Annotated in this window: 16 protein-coding genes; 8 read left to right on the top strand and 8 right to left on the bottom strand. The window is 64.4% G+C overall.

The features are described from left to right. Positions 1 to 2: 2 nt before the first annotated feature. Both NHF53_RS03430 and NHF53_RS03425 read right to left on the bottom strand, forming a co-directional pair. On the bottom strand, positions 3 to 644 hold the full coding sequence (locus tag NHF53_RS03430; protein ID WP_252833109.1) for a TRAP transporter small permease: 642 nt from the start codon (positions 642 to 644) through the stop codon (positions 3 to 5). Between the two features lie 228 nt (positions 645 to 872). Beyond that, positions 873 to 1895, bottom strand: coding sequence for a TRAP transporter substrate-binding protein (locus NHF53_RS03425; RefSeq protein ID WP_252833108.1), 1023 nt, complete (start codon positions 1893 to 1895; stop codon positions 873 to 875). A gap of 328 nt (positions 1896 to 2223) precedes the next feature. Here NHF53_RS03425 and NHF53_RS03420 point away from each other — a divergent pair, with 328 nt between their 5' ends. The 3 genes from NHF53_RS03420 (at position 2224) to NHF53_RS03410 (ending at position 5378) form a co-directional block, all read left to right on the top strand. Beyond that, a complete protein-coding gene (locus NHF53_RS03420; protein WP_210205974.1) occupies positions 2224 to 2583 on the top strand; it encodes an SHOCT domain-containing protein in 360 nt (119 codons plus the stop codon). 180 nt (positions 2584 to 2763) lie between these two features. Further along, positions 2764 to 4746 (top strand): PAS domain-containing sensor histidine kinase, encoded by a 1983-nt coding sequence (locus NHF53_RS03415; protein WP_252833107.1) that lies wholly within the window; start codon positions 2764 to 2766, stop codon positions 4744 to 4746. Beyond that, positions 4743 to 5378, top strand: coding sequence for a response regulator transcription factor (locus NHF53_RS03410; protein ID WP_252833106.1), 636 nt, complete (start codon positions 4743 to 4745; stop codon positions 5376 to 5378). Before NHF53_RS03415 ends, NHF53_RS03410 begins: the two co-directional genes overlap by 4 nt. A gap of 9 nt (positions 5379 to 5387) precedes the next feature. Here NHF53_RS03410 and NHF53_RS03405 read toward each other — a convergent pair whose 3' ends face one another. Genes NHF53_RS03405 through NHF53_RS03390 form a run of 4 tightly spaced genes read right to left on the bottom strand, consistent with a single transcriptional unit; the run spans position 5388 to position 10610 of the window. Further along, complete coding sequence (locus NHF53_RS03405; protein ID WP_252833105.1) at positions 5388 to 6476, bottom strand: lipocalin-like domain-containing protein; 1089 nt, start codon at positions 6474 to 6476, stop codon at positions 5388 to 5390. After that, entirely contained in the window at positions 6466 to 8874 is a 2409-nt protein-coding gene (locus NHF53_RS03400) for an ABC transporter permease (RefSeq protein WP_374591151.1), read from the bottom strand. The genes NHF53_RS03405 and NHF53_RS03400 overlap by 11 nt, the downstream gene beginning before the upstream one ends. Then, the gene (locus tag NHF53_RS03395) at positions 8874 to 9530 is read right to left on the bottom strand and encodes an ABC transporter ATP-binding protein (protein ID WP_252833103.1); all 657 of its coding nucleotides are present in this window, start codon (positions 9528 to 9530) and stop codon (positions 8874 to 8876) included. Before NHF53_RS03395 ends, NHF53_RS03400 begins: the two co-directional genes overlap by 1 nt. Before the next feature lie 45 nt (positions 9531 to 9575). Beyond that, positions 9576 to 10610 (bottom strand): hypothetical protein, encoded by a 1035-nt coding sequence (locus NHF53_RS03390; protein WP_252833102.1) that lies wholly within the window; start codon positions 10608 to 10610, stop codon positions 9576 to 9578. Positions 10611 to 10792: 182 nt separating this feature from the next. Between NHF53_RS03390 and NHF53_RS03385 the strand changes: the two genes are divergently transcribed. After that, positions 10793 to 12283 (top strand): ribose-phosphate pyrophosphokinase, encoded by a 1491-nt coding sequence (locus NHF53_RS03385; protein ID WP_252833101.1) that lies wholly within the window; start codon positions 10793 to 10795, stop codon positions 12281 to 12283. A gap of 12 nt (positions 12284 to 12295) precedes the next feature. Here the strand turns inward: NHF53_RS03385 and NHF53_RS03380 are convergent, their stop codons facing one another. Then, the gene (locus tag NHF53_RS03380) at positions 12296 to 12979 is read right to left on the bottom strand and encodes a phosphoribosyltransferase (RefSeq protein ID WP_114362702.1); all 684 of its coding nucleotides are present in this window, start codon (positions 12977 to 12979) and stop codon (positions 12296 to 12298) included. Between the two features lie 95 nt (positions 12980 to 13074). Beyond that, entirely contained in the window at positions 13075 to 13341 is a 267-nt protein-coding gene (locus NHF53_RS03375) for a hypothetical protein (RefSeq protein ID WP_252833100.1), read from the bottom strand. 275 nt (positions 13342 to 13616) lie between these two features. On the opposite strand from NHF53_RS03375, the gene NHF53_RS03370 reads away from it, so the two are divergent. The 4 genes from NHF53_RS03370 (at position 13617) to NHF53_RS24250 (ending at position 15638) form a co-directional block, all read left to right on the top strand. Beyond that, complete coding sequence (locus NHF53_RS03370; RefSeq protein WP_252833099.1) at positions 13617 to 14060, top strand: DUF1810 domain-containing protein; 444 nt, start codon at positions 13617 to 13619, stop codon at positions 14058 to 14060. Between the two features lie 198 nt (positions 14061 to 14258). Next, complete coding sequence (locus NHF53_RS03365; RefSeq protein WP_252833098.1) at positions 14259 to 14786, top strand: DUF488 family protein; 528 nt, start codon at positions 14259 to 14261, stop codon at positions 14784 to 14786. Continuing rightward, positions 14710 to 15474 (top strand): hypothetical protein, encoded by a 765-nt coding sequence (locus tag NHF53_RS03360; RefSeq protein ID WP_252833097.1) that lies wholly within the window; start codon positions 14710 to 14712, stop codon positions 15472 to 15474. The genes NHF53_RS03365 and NHF53_RS03360 overlap by 77 nt, the downstream gene beginning before the upstream one ends. A gap of 50 nt (positions 15475 to 15524) precedes the next feature. Next, positions 15525 to 15638 carry a hypothetical protein gene (locus NHF53_RS24250; RefSeq protein WP_374591148.1) on the top strand — a complete coding sequence of 38 codons (114 nt, stop codon included), beginning with the start codon at positions 15525 to 15527 and terminating at the stop codon, positions 15636 to 15638. Positions 15639 to 15816 lie beyond the last annotated feature (178 nt).

The following is a 15816-nucleotide window of genomic DNA, read 5'->3' as shown; positions in this document are numbered from 1 at the left end:
GCTCAGTGATCCTTCGCAGTCAGCGGGCTCGCGGCAATGGCTTCAGCCTCCTCATCCATCCCGTCCACGTGTCCGTGGTCGTGGTGGGGCAATTCGCCGGTGCGGCTGAAGGTCCAGGCGACCTGCAGGAAGCGGAAGCACATGAGGGCGGAGCCCAGCGGAATCGCCAGATAGACGAGCCACATGGGCATTTCGAGATCCGGCGAGATCGAATCCGTGTGGTACATGTGGAAGACGAAATTCGCGCCGAGCGTCGCGATGACGCCGGTGAAGAAGGCGCCGGCGAGAAGCCCGAACAGAACCATCCGGGCGCGGTTCTTCGCCTGCATGCGGTTGATCACGACGTCGATACCGACATGGATACCTGTGCGTACGCCGTAGGCAGCGCCGAACTTCGCCATCCACACGAAGAGGATGATGCAGAGTTCCTGCGCCCAGACGAGGTTGACGGAGCGAAGGCCGAAATAGAGCGTGCGCGAGAAGCCCATCAGCCAAGGCATATCCAGGCTTCGGGACAGACTGACCACGTCGGCCAGCAGCCCGAGGGAGTAGCGGTGAACGACGGCGACGAAGATGATCACGGTCGCCGTGGCGATCAGCGTGGCGATCAGGATCTCCTCGAGCCTGTCAAGGATGCGAAGCATGAAAAGGACCTCCTCGGTCGCATCGACCGGCCTCATACGCGCCCGCTCGTCGGTGCCGGTGGAACCGGAACATCGAACTGTCGGCGGATTGCTGGGCCGTGCCGGTCACGCCCGCTTGCCGATACCCCGAGAGGCCGGACCGGCGCGGGCCGATTGTCCGTAACGAGCGCCGCACCGCCCCCTCTCCAGGAGCGGGGCGATGCGGCGTCAACTGTCGCTGAAGCGGGCTTACTGGCTGACGCCGGCTTCCTGCTGCACCTGCTTGATGAGGTCGGCGCCGATACGTTCGGCCATTTCGTCATGGACCGGCAGCAGCGCCTCGCGCCAGGACGCGAGTTCGTCGGCCGTAAGTTCGTGGAACTCGGTGGTGCCGGCCGCCTTCATCGCCGCAAGCGCCTTCTCGTTCTCTTCCTTGGCGATGCCGTTCGCATATTCGGTCGCCTCGGTCATCGCCTTTTCAAGGTTGCCGCGGACGTCGGCCGGCAGTTCGTCCCAGAACTTCTTGTTCACGATCACCGCATAGCCGAGGTAGCCATGGTTGGAGAGCGTCGCGTGCTTCTGCACCTCATGCATCTTCTGCGTATACATGTTGGACGGCGGGTTTTCGGTGCCGTCAACGACGCCAGTCTGCAGCGCCTGGTAGACTTCCGAAAACGCCATGACCTGCGGAACCGCGCCGAGCGCGTTCATTTCGGCTTCCAGAACCTTCGAGGACTGGATGCGCATCTTGAGACCGAGGAAATCGTCAGGCGTCTTCAGCGGGCTGTTGGCGCTCATGATCTTGAAGCCGTTGTCCCAGAAGGCGAGACCCTGGATGCCCTTGGCACCGAGCTTGTCGAGCAGGCTCTTGCCGACCGGACCGTAGGTCACCTTGTGCAGGCTGTCATAGCCAGAGAAGATGTAAGGGAGGTCGAAGACTTCAAATTCCTTGATGCCCAGCGGGCCGAACTTGGCAAGCGACGGCGCGAGCATCTGGACGGCACCGAGCTGCAGGGCTTCGAGTTCTTCCTTGTCCTTGTAGAGCTGCGAGTTCGGGTAGACCTCGACCTTCACCCCACCGTTCGTGTACTTTTCGGCGAGTTCCTTGAACTTGTCGGCGCCCTTGCCCTTCGGCGTGTCGGGTGCGACGACGTGCGAGAAACGGATCACGATCGGATCGGCGGCAGCAGCACCGGATGCAGCGAGTGCGAAGGCGGAAACGGAAAGCGAGACTGCAGCGGCAGTCCGCAGGAACGTGCGGCGATCGAACATTGGATATCTCCTCCTGATATGCTCCGGGCCCACGCGAGAACCGTCCCCCCGCGTTCCACCACCCGGACTGCCGCTCTCTTAGGCCTTCGTGAAATGTGGCGCTATTGTGGATTTCCACATGGCCGCACCCGGACGAACGGCTGGAGGCCGGCGTCTGGGTCAAATCGGGGCACGCTCTTTTCGGTGACGCCCATTCCATTCGGCAATCCTGATATTTACGTCGTGTCAATTGCTTCGCGCTTTTGCCACAACGATCCGGCATTGCCGGGAGATACTTTCCGGATTACTAATTGAGCTTCTCGTGTTTTCGCCAGCATCGGAGTCTCAGATGTACAAGACCTTCGTCCGCACGGCGGCCATTGCCGCGATCTTCGCAGCACCGGCGGTTCCGGCCCTCGCCCAGGCGGCGGCCGATCCTCGGGACAGGCCGTACTACTACGGTCACGGCATGATGTGGGGCGATCAATGGGGAGGTTTCGGCATGATATTCGGTCCGATCTTCATGATTCTCATCCTGGTGGCGATCGTCGTCGGGATCATCTACGCCCTCAAATACACGGGAGCGATCAACCTGCCTTCGAACGCCTCCGGCAGCGGCAAGGCGCTCGACCTTCTCAAGGACCGCTATGCACGCGGCGAGATCGACCATCAGGAATTCGACGAACGCAAGAAACGGCTGATGGACTGACGGCAGGCGAAGCCCACTGCCAATCCGCGCTCCGGGCGTTCGCCTGAGCCACAACGCTTGGTCGTGAGCGCCGCGCTGTGCCGTGATGCCTGCTCAGGCGACTGGATACCGATGCGCTTTTTTGTCGAAATTCCGCGGCTTTTGGCGTAGAAGTCGCGCGGGGAGGCATCAAAAGCGGCTTTGACGATCTTCAGATCCAGCAGTGACGGACCGGATTCCGCTGACGGCGGCAGGCAAGACCTGCTGCAGGTGATCCCGCTCGTCACCATCGTCGTGCTCACGGCGATGATCTCGCTGCTCCTCTGGGCCATCAACTACAACGAGAACGAACGGCTGCGCACGACGCTGATCTCGGACGCGCTCTGGGTGGAGCAGACGCTACGCTTCCAGCTCTCGGTGGACGAGGATGCCATCGCGCGGCTGGCGCTCGATCATGCCCATCACCAGATCGGTCTGCCGCAGTTCGGCGACCGCGCCCGCATTCATCTGCAGAACAATCCCGAGGTCCTGAGCATCGCCCTCTTCGACGCCGATGGCCGGCCGGTCTTCTCCGTTCCGGAAGGCGCCGGATCCGGCAGCGGTGCGACCTCGCCACTGCCCAACCGGGCTACAGCAGCTGCGAGCGTCAGGCCGATCTACGGGCCGCTCACCAAGACGTCCGACGGCGATCTCGTTACCAGCATCTCGACGGCGCTGGGCGACGGCGGCAGCGTCTCGGCCGTCATATCGATCCGCTCGCTGATCGCGCGCCAGATCCCCTGGTGGATCACCGAGAAATATGCCGTGCAGCTCGTCGACATCGACAATGCCGTGCTCGCGGAGAAGACCCGTGTCGAGCCGACCGACACGAGCCTCACCCACAAGATCAGCTTCGACCCGCCGCTCGCCGGCGCATGGCTCGCCATATCGAGCTACCGGGTCGGTGGCAATCTCTCGAACAATCTGCTGGTCGCCGGCGTGCTGGGGCTGTCGCTCTTCGCCGTCTTCTCGCTTCTCGTCCTCTACCGCAACGGCCTCAAACGCCAGGCCGCGGAAATGCGGCTGCGGTCGGAAATGGCCTTCCGGCGCTCGATGGAAGAGAGCCTGACCGTCGGCCTGCGCGCCCGCGACCACGACGGCAAGATCCTCTACGTCAACAACGCCTTCTGCCAGATGACCGGCTTCACCGCCGAGGAACTGACCGGACGCAAGCCACCGATGCCCTATTGGCATGAGGACCGTATTGCCGAGACGCTCGCCCGCCACGAGGCGCTCAACAAGGGCGGGCTCAAGATCCAAAGTTTCGAGACCTGCTTCCGCCGCCGCGACGGCTCCGACCTCGAAGTGCAGGTCTTCGAGGCGCCTCTGGTCGACGCCCATGGGCGGCATCGCGGCTGGATGGGCTCGATCATCGATATCTCCGACCAGAAGCGGGCCGCAGAGATCGCCCGCGTCCAGTCGCAGAACCTCCAGCGGACCGGCCGCCTCGTCACGCTCGGCGAAATGGCATCCTCCCTCGCCCATGAACTCAACCAGCCGCTGGCGGCGATCGCGAGCTATGCGGCGGGCTCGCTGAACCTCTTGCAGTCTCCCGATTGCGATCACCGGCAGGTGGTCGGTGCGCTGGAGAAACTCTCGCTCCAGACCGAGCGTGCCGGCCAGATCATCCGCCGCATCCAGGATTTCGTGCGCAAGCGCGATCCGAAATTCCAGGATGTCGAGCTCGCCTCCGTCATCGTCGAGACGGCTTCCTTCCTCGAGGCCGATGCCAGCAACCACAACGCGACGATCAAGGTCTTCGCGCCGAAGGGACTGGCGCCGGTGCGGGCCGACCGCATCCTGATGGAGCAGGTGATGATCAACCTGATGCGCAACGGCATCGAGGCGATGGGGGGACCGTCGGCGCGGCACGTGCGGCTGGAGGTCGAACTGCGCCAGGAGGACGACCACCAGGTGATCGAGGTCCGCGACAGCGGCTCCGGCATCTCGCCGACGGTCGCCGGGCGTCTTTTCGAGCCCTTCGTGACCAGCAAGCAGGACGGTATGGGGATGGGACTCAACATCTGCCGTACGATCATCGAGCTGCACCACGGGCGGCTCGAACACCGGCCGAGCCCGACCGGCGGCACGATCTTCTCGATCGTTCTGCCGGTGCCTCAACCCGAAAGGGCGGCGGCCGAATGATTTCAGCAAAGCCCTTCCTGAAGGACGCCGCCGTCTATCTCGTCGACGACGATCCGGCCATCCGCGATTCCCTCGCCTTCCTCCTCATGTCCCGGCAGATGCGCGCCATTCCGTTCGAAAGCGGCGAAGCGCTGCTCGCCGCACTGCCGCTCGAACCCTTTTCCTGCATCATCCTCGACATGCGCATGGGCGGGCTTTCAGGGCTCGAGACCTTCAACCGGCTGAAGGCCGCGGGCTCAGAGGCGCCCGTGGTGTTCCTCACCGGACACGGCGACGTACCGGTCGCGGTCGAGGCGCTGAAGACGGGCGCTGCCGATTTCATCGAGAAACCCTTCAACGACAACCAGCTCGTCAACACCGTCATCGCCTGCCTCGAGAAGCGCTTCGGCAAGATGTCGGAAAGCCGGCAGCGCGCGTTGATCGAACAGCAGCTGCAACAGCTTTCGGCGCGCGAGATGGACGTGCTGAAGCTCTTGATGGCCGGCATGCTGAACAAGCAGATTGCGGATGCGCTTTCGATTTCCATGCGCACCGTCGAAGTCCACCGCGCCCGCATTCTCGCAAAGATGCAGGCCCGGAATGCCGTGGAGCTGGCCGCAAATCTCGCCTCGCACGGGATCGAACTCGCCTGAACCGGGCGGCTACCTGTATCCGGTCATTTCCAGATAGCCCTGTCCCTCGTGCGACCCTGAAAAGCGGATCGGCCCTTCCCAATAGGGAAAGGAGACCGCCATCCAGGCGTCGATGTTTAACGCCTCGGTCGTCACGTCGAAACCGTGGCCGGGAACCTCGACCCGCCAGCGAACCGGCAGGACGTGACCGGCGACCCTCGCGGTATCGAGCGGCGTGACAGCGAGGTCGGAAGGCCCGAGCGGTGTCGGCCGCCCGTCGGCGGAAATCCAGGTGCCGGACATGTAGCCCTGGCTGTCGCCGCGCAGCCGGAAGGCCATCAGCTTCTCGCCGCCGCCGAGATGCAGCGAGAACCAGTCCCAGCCGGTCTGGCCGGCGGAGAGCGGCTGCGACGACCATTCCCGGTCGAGCCAGGCCTCGCCCGTGACCGCGACTTGCCCCTCGGGCAGAACCAGCCTGCCGCTGACCGTGTAGAAGGGCTGCGAATAATAGTAGCTCGCCTGCCCCTCGACCGATTTGACCGAGTAGCCGCGGTCGCCCTGCGGCACGAGCGGCCGCTTCGCCTCCAGCTCCATCGAATAGCGGAAATCCTTGCCCGAGGCGCCGAGCGCAAGGCTGGAAAGCGGGTCGGCACCGGCGGCAAGCGCCCCGGCGCTCACGCGACTTTCCATCTTCCAGTCGTCGATCCATGCCGAGAACGGCGCCAGTGTCACGCCGGCCTGTCCGGTGCCGCCGCGGGCGAGGCGTTCGGCGACCAGATGCCGTGCGGCCGATGTCGCCGCCGCATGCCCCATCCAGATCTGGGAAGCCTCCTTGCCGCCGGGCGTGAGTGCGGAACGGAACAGCGTCCATTGCAGCCCGAAGCTTCGGCCGTCGGCGGATCTCAGGTTCGCGGTCAGGTACCACCATTCGATGCGATAGTCGGGATGCGCGCCGTGATCGCGCGGGAAAACGAGTGACACGCCTCGCTCGGGAACCGAAAAACCCTCGGCCTGCGTGCCGAGGCCGGCGAACCCCTGCGCCCACAACGGTCCGGGCACCGCAGCGAGCACCGACAGGACGAGGAAAGGAAGGCGGAGGAGGCACGCCCTAACGTTCATTGGCGAAGACCTTGAGAAGATCGGCTGGCGTCATCCTTGCGAGCCGCCGCAAGGGTATCGCGACCGAAACGAGTGAGGCAAGTCCGGCGAGGAATGCAAGGCGCAGCCAGTCGGTCGGGAAGAGGTGCATCGGCAATCGCCAGCCGAAGGCGGCGACATTGACCACCGAAAGCAGCACCCAGGCGAGCGCGACGCCTGTGGGGAGGGCCGCAACCAGCGTGAAGGCCGAAAGCAGCATGGTCCTCAGGAGTTCGAGCAACACCAGACGCTTTCGTGTGAGGCCCATCGCCCAGACCGGGGCTATCTGCGCGAGGCGGATGCCGGAAAGGGTGGTCAGGCTCGCAAACATCGCCACGCCCGCAACCCCGAGCGTCAGCACGTTGAGCGCCGCCGTCACCGCGAAGGTGCGCTCGAACACCTGCAGCGAGCGCTGCTTGATTGTCGCCTGGTCGAGCACGTTTTGCGGCGGCAGGTCGAATTCCGTCCGCAACGCCTCGGCGAGTGCCGGTGCTTCGGCCGGCGGAAGCCTGAGGCCGAAGCGCAGCCGCGGCACCTCCGGGTAATGGGTGGTGAGCGCGTCTATGCCGACGATCACCTGTCCGATCGGATTGCCGTAGTCGGAATAGATGCCGGCGACCGTAACCGTCCATCCACCGGGCAGGGCCAGCCGGTCGCCGGGCGTAATCCCGTGGCGGCGGGCGAGCTGCTCGTTGACCACCGCTGACGCCCCTGTTGCCACCGCGTCCCAAACCCCGGGCGTGGCCTCGATGAGCGGCCATTTCTCCCGGTAGGTCGCATGATCGGCGACCCCGTAGATTTCGGCCGGACCGCCCAGCAGCTCGCCTTCGACATGCCAGATCGGCAGCACGGCATCGACGCGCGGTTCGAGCCAGGTGCGCAGGGCGCGCGCCTCGTCCTCGGTCCGGGCAGTCACGTAGAGCTCGGCGGCCAGCCGCTGGTCGAGCCAACCGGTGAAGGTGAGCCGGAAGCTCGCGACCATGGTGCCGACGCCGACATTGGCGGCAAGGGCCAACAACAGCGCCATGAGCGCCAGCGAAAGCCGCGGCAGCTGCTGGCGCGTGTCGGCCCAGAACCAGGCCGACACCGGCCCCGACGAAAGCCTCCCGAAAAGCGCAAGCAGCGCCATCAGCAGCACCGGCAGCAAGAGCGCCGCGCCGAGCAGCAAGGCACCGAGCAAGGCGAAACCGGCGACGAGGCCCTGTCCCCAAAGGGTGAGCGCGAGTGCCACGGCAAACAGAGATACGGCGGCGACCGCCTGTACCCGCAGGCCCGCCTCCGAGGCACGCGCCCAGGCACGCGGCTGGGCAGGCGCGAGAAGCGGCATCCGGGCGGCGCGCCAGAGGTTCTGGCCGGCAGCGGCGAGCGTCCCGGCGACGGCGATCGCGAGCCCCGTCGCCCACCATTCCGGCCGCAGCTGCAGGGTGCCCGGCACGTCGGCGCCATAGAGGCCGCGGAGGGTCGCCGCTACGTCGGGCAGCAAGGCCGAGGCGACGAGATAGCCGAGCGCCACGCCGAAGAACCCGGCAACCAGCGAAAGGGCCGCCAGCTCGGTCACAAGCAGGATGGTCAGGGCGCGGGCCGGAAGCCCGAGCGACCGCAGCGTGCGCAAGGTCGGCCTGCGCTGTTCGAAGGCAAGACCGATCGCCGAATAGACGATGAAGAGCCCGACGACGAAGGCGAGCATTCCGAAAGCGGTGAGGTTCAGGTGGAAGCTGTCGGTGAGGCGAGCGAGATCGCCCTGCGCGTCTGGCTTTCGCAGCTCCAGATCCGGCGCGATAACCGAGAGCGGCGCCCGCCCGAGCGGTTGCTCCTGAGCAACCACCAAGCGCGATATCGTCTCCGTCTGCCCGAGAAGCCGCCGGGCGACGGCGATATCGGTGATCGCGGTTCCGGCCGGAATATCCTCGGCAATCTCGACAGGCGGCAGTCCTTCGCCGGCGAGTCGAGCCGCAGTCTCGCGGCTGGCGAAGATGAGGCCTGGCGGTGTCAGGAAGCGGCGCAGTGCCTCGCCGCCCGTCACCTCCAGCTGCCGCGCCTCGGCCGGTAGCGTCAGCGGATCGATGCCGATCAACCGCAGGCGCAGGGTACCTACCCGCAACTCGCCCTCGACCACCGGCGAGACGAGCCAGCCGCCGCGCCGCAGGGCCACGAACCGGTCACCGGCGATCGATCCTCCGTCCTTCGCCACGAGTTGTTCGAGCCGGTTCTGCCCGAGCCTGGCGGCAGCCCGGCCATAGCTTGCCCGCGCCTCGGCATTGATCGCCTGCACCCCGGACCAGAGACCGGTGGCAAGGGCCAGTCCGGCAAACAGCATGGCAAACTGCAGCGGCTGGCGCCGCCAATGGGAAAGGAGTGCACCGAGCCCCGCGAGCCACATCATGCAATCCGCCCGGCCTTGAGGTGGACGCGACGATCGAGTTGCGCGGCGAGGCGCTCAGAATGGGTGACCATCAGCAATGCCGCCCCGGTCTCGGCAACCAGCGTCAGCATCAGCGCGAGCACGGCGTCGCCTGTCGGTTCGTCGAGGTTGCCGGTCGGCTCGTCGGCGAGAACCAGCTTCGGGCGTGCGGCAAGCGTGCGGCCGATCGCCACCCGCTGCTGCTGCCCGCCGGAAAGCTGCTCGGGATAGCGCCGCGTGAGGCCGCTCAGGCCGAGTCTTTCCTTCAGCTCCGCCTGCCAACGGGAATCGTGCCGGCCGGCAAGCCGCGCATGAAAGGCAAGGTTCGCCGCTACGTCGAGGGAGGGAATGAGGTTGAACTGCTGGAAGACGAGGCCGACGGTGCCGCGCCGCAACGCCGCCCGCCCCGCATCATCGAGCGTCGCGACGTTCTGACCGGCGACCTCGACAACACCCGAATCCGGTGCGTCGAGGCCGGCGGCGAGATGAAGAAGGGTCGACTTGCCGCTGCCCGACTCCCCGGTGAGCGCCAGCGTGCTTCCGGCATCGAGCGCAAGATCGACCTCATGCAGGACTTCAAGCGGTCCCTCCGCCGTCATGTAGGATTTGCTCACCTTGCGCAGTTGAAGCAGCATCACGTCGTCCTCATATCGGCGGCGTTCGGGCCGGCGCCGCACCCGTTACATATCGCGGGCGGAGACTGCCGCCAGTTCCGGCATGGCGAGAAAATGTTCGGCAAGCGCGATGTAGCGGTCGGTCTTGCGTTCCCAGGCGGGGCGGTTGACGGCCGGGCCGTAGACGAGGTGGCCGAGCGCCATACGGGCTCGCATCGTCGCGCGGAAGGCGGAATAGAACTGATAGAGTTCCGGCGCGACCGAGTCGCCCAACGCCGCCCCGAGACGGGCCGCAAGCTCCCGCCCGATCTCCGGTACGCCGAGGAAGGCGCATTCCATGCCGAGGAAAGCGATCTCCTCGAAGGGGTCGACAAGGCGAAGCAGGTAGCTGAACTCCAGGCAATCGATGATGGTGATCGGATCGGTCAGGCAGACGTGTTCCGGCCGGAGGTCGCCATGTCCCTCGACGAAGCGGCCGTCGGCCACCCGCCCCTCGATCAACGGCCGGAGCGCGTGGAGGCACTCGTCGTTACGGTTCAGCACCCGCCGGATGGCCTGCATGTCGACGTCGAAATCCCGATGGCTGAGCACCTGCCGGTTTTGCGCCTGCTGGCTCTCGAAACACTGCACGTGCTCCTGCGGGGAGAGCGGCGAGCGCTCCGCCTTGCGGTAGAAGTCCGCGAGCACCCGCGTCAGCCGGTCGGCCGTCGCCCCGTCCGCACCGCCGGCGGTGAGCACTGCGCTCAGCATGCGGTCCTGCGGCAAACGGCGCATGCGCACCAGCCAGTCGACCACCTCACCCGGGCCTTCGAGCGCGACGGACCCATCCGCCCGACGGACCAGTGCCACCGTGCCGAGATAGACGTCGGGCGCAAGCCGGCGGTTCAGGCGCACTTCTTCGCGGCAATTCCGTTCACGCGCGTCGAGCGTCGTGAAGTCGACGAAGGGAAAATGCACCGGCTTCTTGATCTTGTAGACCTCATCATCGACGAGAAAGACCCAGGACATATGGGTTTCGACGGCCAGCACGTCTGCGGCTCCGTTCCCATAGAGCGCAGGCTTTCGGAGCGCGTCGAGCTTCTCTTCGATCGTAACCGGCATGAGGCCTATGGCTTCCCATCCATGAAGACATCATAATATGCGCGGGATTAGACAGGGATGCCTTGACGCCTGTCAACGCGCGTCTTGCAGGAAAGCGCACGCCGCCTTTTGACACCGATCAAGACGGAGGCGCTGCAGACGTGACAAGGCTCAAGGGCGACGCTCACGCATGCGAGGTTACCATGACAGTGCTTGCTCAACTCGACCCCGGCCTGAAGCAGTTCTTCGACCGCATCGACAGCGCACCCACCCCGCGAGACGAGGTGCTGGCGACGCTTCTCGAAGACTGGAAGGACAAGCGCGCCGACCTGATCGCCCCGCCGATTGCGGCGCTCGAACCGGTGGCCCACGCCAGCCCTCAGGCAGCCTTCATCTTTCGCCGGGCGAAGACGGCCGAGCGCGACTACGTGCTCCATGCGGGCGCCGAGGCCGTGCGTCCCCTGATCGGCGAGGAAGGCGATACGAGGCTGCTCTCGGATGCGGCCTTCCCGCGCGGCAGCGTACGGCTGCGCATGTTGTTCGAGTTCGTTTGCCGCACGGGAGAGCCGATCTCCGCCACCTTCACGACCCACGGGGCGGATGGCGGCCGCATCGTCGCGGAAATCGTCGTCGCGCCGCTCTCCGGGGACGGACGATCGATCGATGCGGTCTTCGGCGGCGTCCTGCTGCGCCCGGTCGCCGCGGCCGCTGCCGGCCCGGCCAAGTCTGCCGCCGCACCCGCTCCCCTACTCTTCTCCTTCGCCCGCGACATCGAGTTCGGCGGCCGGGTCGCCCGGGCAATGGGATTGGAACTGAGCCTGCTCGAAGAGCGGGAATTCGAGGACGGTGAGCACAAGGCACGGCCACTCGAAAGCGTGCGCGGCCGCGACGCCTTCGTTATCGCGAGCCTCAACGGCGGCGGTGGCCATTCGGCCAACGACCGGTTATGCCGACTGCTCTTCTTCATCGCGACGCTGAAGACCAACGGCGCGAAGAGCGTGACCGCGGTTACACCCTACCTCTGCTACCTCCGGAAGGACCGCCAGACCAAGTCGCGCGATCCGTTGACCGGCCGTTACGTCGCCGAACTCATCGAGGCGATGGGCGCCGATCGGGTGATCACGATCGAAGCTCACAATGTTGCGGCCTACCAGTCGTCCTTCCGCATTCCGACGCTGCACCTCGACGCCTATGACGCTTTCGCCCGCCACACCGCGGAAAAGGTCGGCTCTGCAGAGGTCACCGTCGTCTCCCCCGATCTCGGCGGCGGCAAGCGCGCCGACAGCTTTCGCGAACGGCTGGAAAAGCAGCTCGGGCGACCGGTCGGCAAAGCCTTCATGGAAAAGCAGCGGAGCGCCGGCGTCGTTTCCGGCGACCTCTTCGCGGGCGATGTGAAGGACCGCGTGGCGATCATCATCGACGACCTCATCAGCTCCGGCGGAACGATGGTCAGGGTCGCCGAGGCCTGCATGGCGCGCGGCGCCAGGGAGGTTCGGCTGATCGCAACGCACGCGCTGTTTTCACAAGGAGCGGAGGAGCGTCTCGCCAGGGCGCCGATCGCGGAATTGCTGATCACGGATACAGTACAGGTCGATGCCGCCGCCTCGCCCCTCGGCGAACGGCTGGCAATCGTCTCGGTCGCCGAGATCTTCTCGGCGGCAATCACCCGATGCCAGGCGCCTTCCGGCAGCTGATCGCGCGCAATCTCACGCCGGCGGAGGTCCCTCTTCGGCCGGCTTTGCGACCGTTGGCTTCGCCGCGGCATCGAGGCAGGCGACGACGTCTGCGTCTTCGAGCTGGGGGAAATAGCGGTAGTGGGCGCCGACGGCGCCGATCGGCCCGAGATCTTCGAGGCAGATGACCTTTTCGGCGAGTTCCTCCAGCTCCGGGATCAGGCTTGCCGGTATCACCGGCATCGCGACCACGATATGGCGCGGGTTCTTCGCCGCGAGCCCTTTCAGCGCGGCCTTCAGCGTCGCCCCGGTCGCCACGCCGTCATCCACGATGATGGCGGTCCTGCCGCCGACCGGGACGGGCTCGCGCCCCTTGAGATAGATGCCGCGGCGGCGCTCGATCTCTTCGAGCTGCTTGCGGCAGGCGGCGTCGAAATCCTTGTCCGACACCCCCGCATAGCGGATCACGTCCTCGTTGCGCACGACCTCCGGCTTGTCGCCGTCGACAATCGCACCCATGGCGACCTCCGGCTGGAAAGGAACACCGATCTTGCGCACAAGGAGAAGGTCGAGCGGCAGACCGAGTGCCCGTGCGACAGGCAGCCCCACCTCGACGCCGCCGCGCGGCAGCGCCAGCACCACCGCGTCGGTGCCGCGGTAGCCGGCAAGTGCCGTCGCCAGCCGTTCGCCGGCCTCGTTCCGATCGATAAAGGACATGCGGGCCACCTCCTTCGAAGCGCGACTTGCCGTCTCGTATCGTCAGGATAACGCCACGGGGCTGGGTAGGGCAATTGCGCGATCGTCGCGGAGTTTCAGCCTGACGAACCGATCGTCTCTCCGCGGCCCCAGGCTTCGGCACGATTCATCAGCCGCAGCATGTCGCGCTTCAGCTGCTCCTGGCGGACGATAGCCTCGGCATGTTCCAGATTGCAGCGAGGGTCGTAGAAGACGGCGACTTCGGCGCCAGCAGCACGTCGGGCGGTCTCAAGCTGCACCTTCAAGGCACCAACCTCGGCCTTGGTTTCGAAATAGTGCTTCATCACCCGGATCAGGGCGATATCGTCTTCCGAGATATCCAAGGGCTCCTCCCTCATGCTTCTTATTGGAGCGGGCTCTCTCATCCGATTCGGACGACAAAGTCACTGCAGGAATTTTTGGGCAGAGAGTGCCTCCCGAACGCTTGCCTCGCCCCCGAACACGAAAGATCACGGCATTTTCGGGCAAAAAATGGGCAGGATGCTACCTGTTGCAATCCTGCACGCCTGGGCGAAAACTGGGGACAATGTCGGCCTCGCCCGGCAGGGTTGCAGATGCAGGCAGGACACCAGATTGAGCCTGATCCAGGGAGGGTGCCATGGCAGGACACGACGACGGAGACGACCTCGATCTCGAACGTTTCATCGAGGCGCAGGCGCCGGTCTATGCCGACGTCCTTCGGGAACTGCGTGAGGGCCGCAAACGGACACACTGGATGTGGTTCGTCTTTCCGCAACTTTCCGGCCTAGGCCACTCGCCGATGGCGCAATATTACGGCATCGCCTCGCTCGGCGAGGCCCGCGCCTATCTCGCCCATCCGCTCCTCGGACCGCGGCTGAGCGAATGCGTCGAAGCCGTTCTCTCACACCCTGAGCGGAGCGCGAACGCGATCTTCGGCTCGCCGGACGACGTCAAGTTCCGTTCATGCCTGACGCTCTTCCTCGCGGCGGGCGCTGTGGACCACCCCTTCGGCGAGGCGCTCCGGCACTTCTACGGCAGTCCCGATCCGCGCACGCTGTCGCTCCTCGGCACGGAGAGATAGCCGATCCCCTGCAACTCAGAGACCTCACTGATCGCTCGCTAGTAGGACGTCGTCGATATCTGATTGAAGGTGCGGATTGCTAACTTCTGCCAGTTTCGTATGTTCATCCTTTAGATCGCAAGAACGTTAACGTTCGGGCAAGTCCCACGAACCATATGTTGGTCACCGCTCCTCTGGCCGTGGACGAAAGGAATTCGCATGCCGAACTTGATGACTATTGGGTACGAGGGGTCGACGATCGACGACTTCGTTAGAACCCTTGAGGTCGCCGGTGTCCAAGTTCTCGTCGATGTTCGAGCTGTGACGGTCTCCCGCAAGAAAGGATTTTCGAAGAACAGGCTGGCTGCACGCCTTGAAGCGCATGGCATCCGCTATGTTCATGCGAAGGATCTTGGGGATCCAAAGCCGGGCCGCGAAGCAGCTCGTGCGGGCGACTTTGATACATTTAAAAAAATCTTCGGCGAGCATCTCGCTACTGATAGTGCTCAGAGGGCAGTTCATGATGTTGCATCTATCGCAAAGGAAAAGATGACCTGCCTGATGTGTTACGAAAGAGACCCTACTACTTGTCATCGCCAGATTGTGGCGAATCAACTTAAGGATTATGATTTGGTTTCTTTCGATCTATTTGTTGACAAGAAAGACAGGTATGAGCGCCATCCGGAGAAGCTCCCAAGTCACAATTCTGGTCAAAGCGCTTCCACGACCGAGCACCGGCCATTCTGAAACAGTCTGCTGTGCCGGCATCACAGCCGATGGGGAATGGAAGCGACTCTATCCGATCCGTTACCGACATGGTGGCGAGACCTTCAAACGTTGGGATAAGGTCGCTTTTGACTACGTGCCGAACTCCCAGGACAAGCGCGTCGAGAGTTGCAAGGTTCTGCAGGGCACCATCAAAAACCTGGGCAAATGTGGATCGGCGGAAAAGAGAAGCTTACTTGAACCTCTGATCACTCCGTCTACGGACGCGGCCGCATCGCTCGGTCGGTCCTTGACTGCGATCCGCCCGGATCAGATTCGCTTCATCTATCGCCCGAAACCTCCCATCGTTATCCAGCAGGAAGCGGAGGCCTACGCTCGATCAGCTCGCCAAGCCAACATGCTGGATCAAGAGGTGGAACCGTTCGAGCCGACGCCATATATGCTTGCTTTCGCCTACGCCGACCAGACCGGCGCCCGACACACTCATCAGTGTGGGGACTGGGAAACACACACCACCTTCTGGAAGTGGCGACATTTGTACGGGGAAAAACAAGCTCTTCAAATGCTGAAGGAAAAGTACGAGGGTGAGTATGTGGACAAAGGCATAGTCTTTGTCCTTGGCACCTTGGCCAAACGACCGAAGCAGTGGACCCTTCTCGGCGTAGTACGACTCGATATGGGCGAATATCAGACCGGCTTCGCCTTCTGACCTGCCTTGTATGTTACCGCTAGCTCGACGACGTCAAGTTCCGTTCGTGCCTGACGCTCTTCCTCGCGGCGGATGCTGCGGACCACCCCTTCGGCGAGGCGCTCCGGCACTTCTACGGCAGTCCCGATCCGCGCACGCTGTCGCTCCTCGGCGTCGAAGGGTAGTCGGCAGGGACAGGACGGCCGACTGCTCGAAGCGGCGGCGACCAACGGAAAAGGAAATGTTTCGGGGGAGTTCTCAAAGAGTGTCCGGGCTGAGAGATAGGTGACGAATTGTACCGGAGACATGGGTAACACTTTTCGCTTTTTGCGGGAGGTGTTGATGCCGTGGAGAGAGACTTCG

The sequence above is a fragment of the Ciceribacter sp. RN22 genome (genome assembly GCF_024054295.1).
Lineage (GTDB): Bacteria > Pseudomonadota > Alphaproteobacteria > Rhizobiales > Rhizobiaceae > Allorhizobium > Allorhizobium lividum.
Note: the sequence above shows the minus strand (reverse complement) of the source record. Positions and strands in the feature narration are given on the sequence as shown.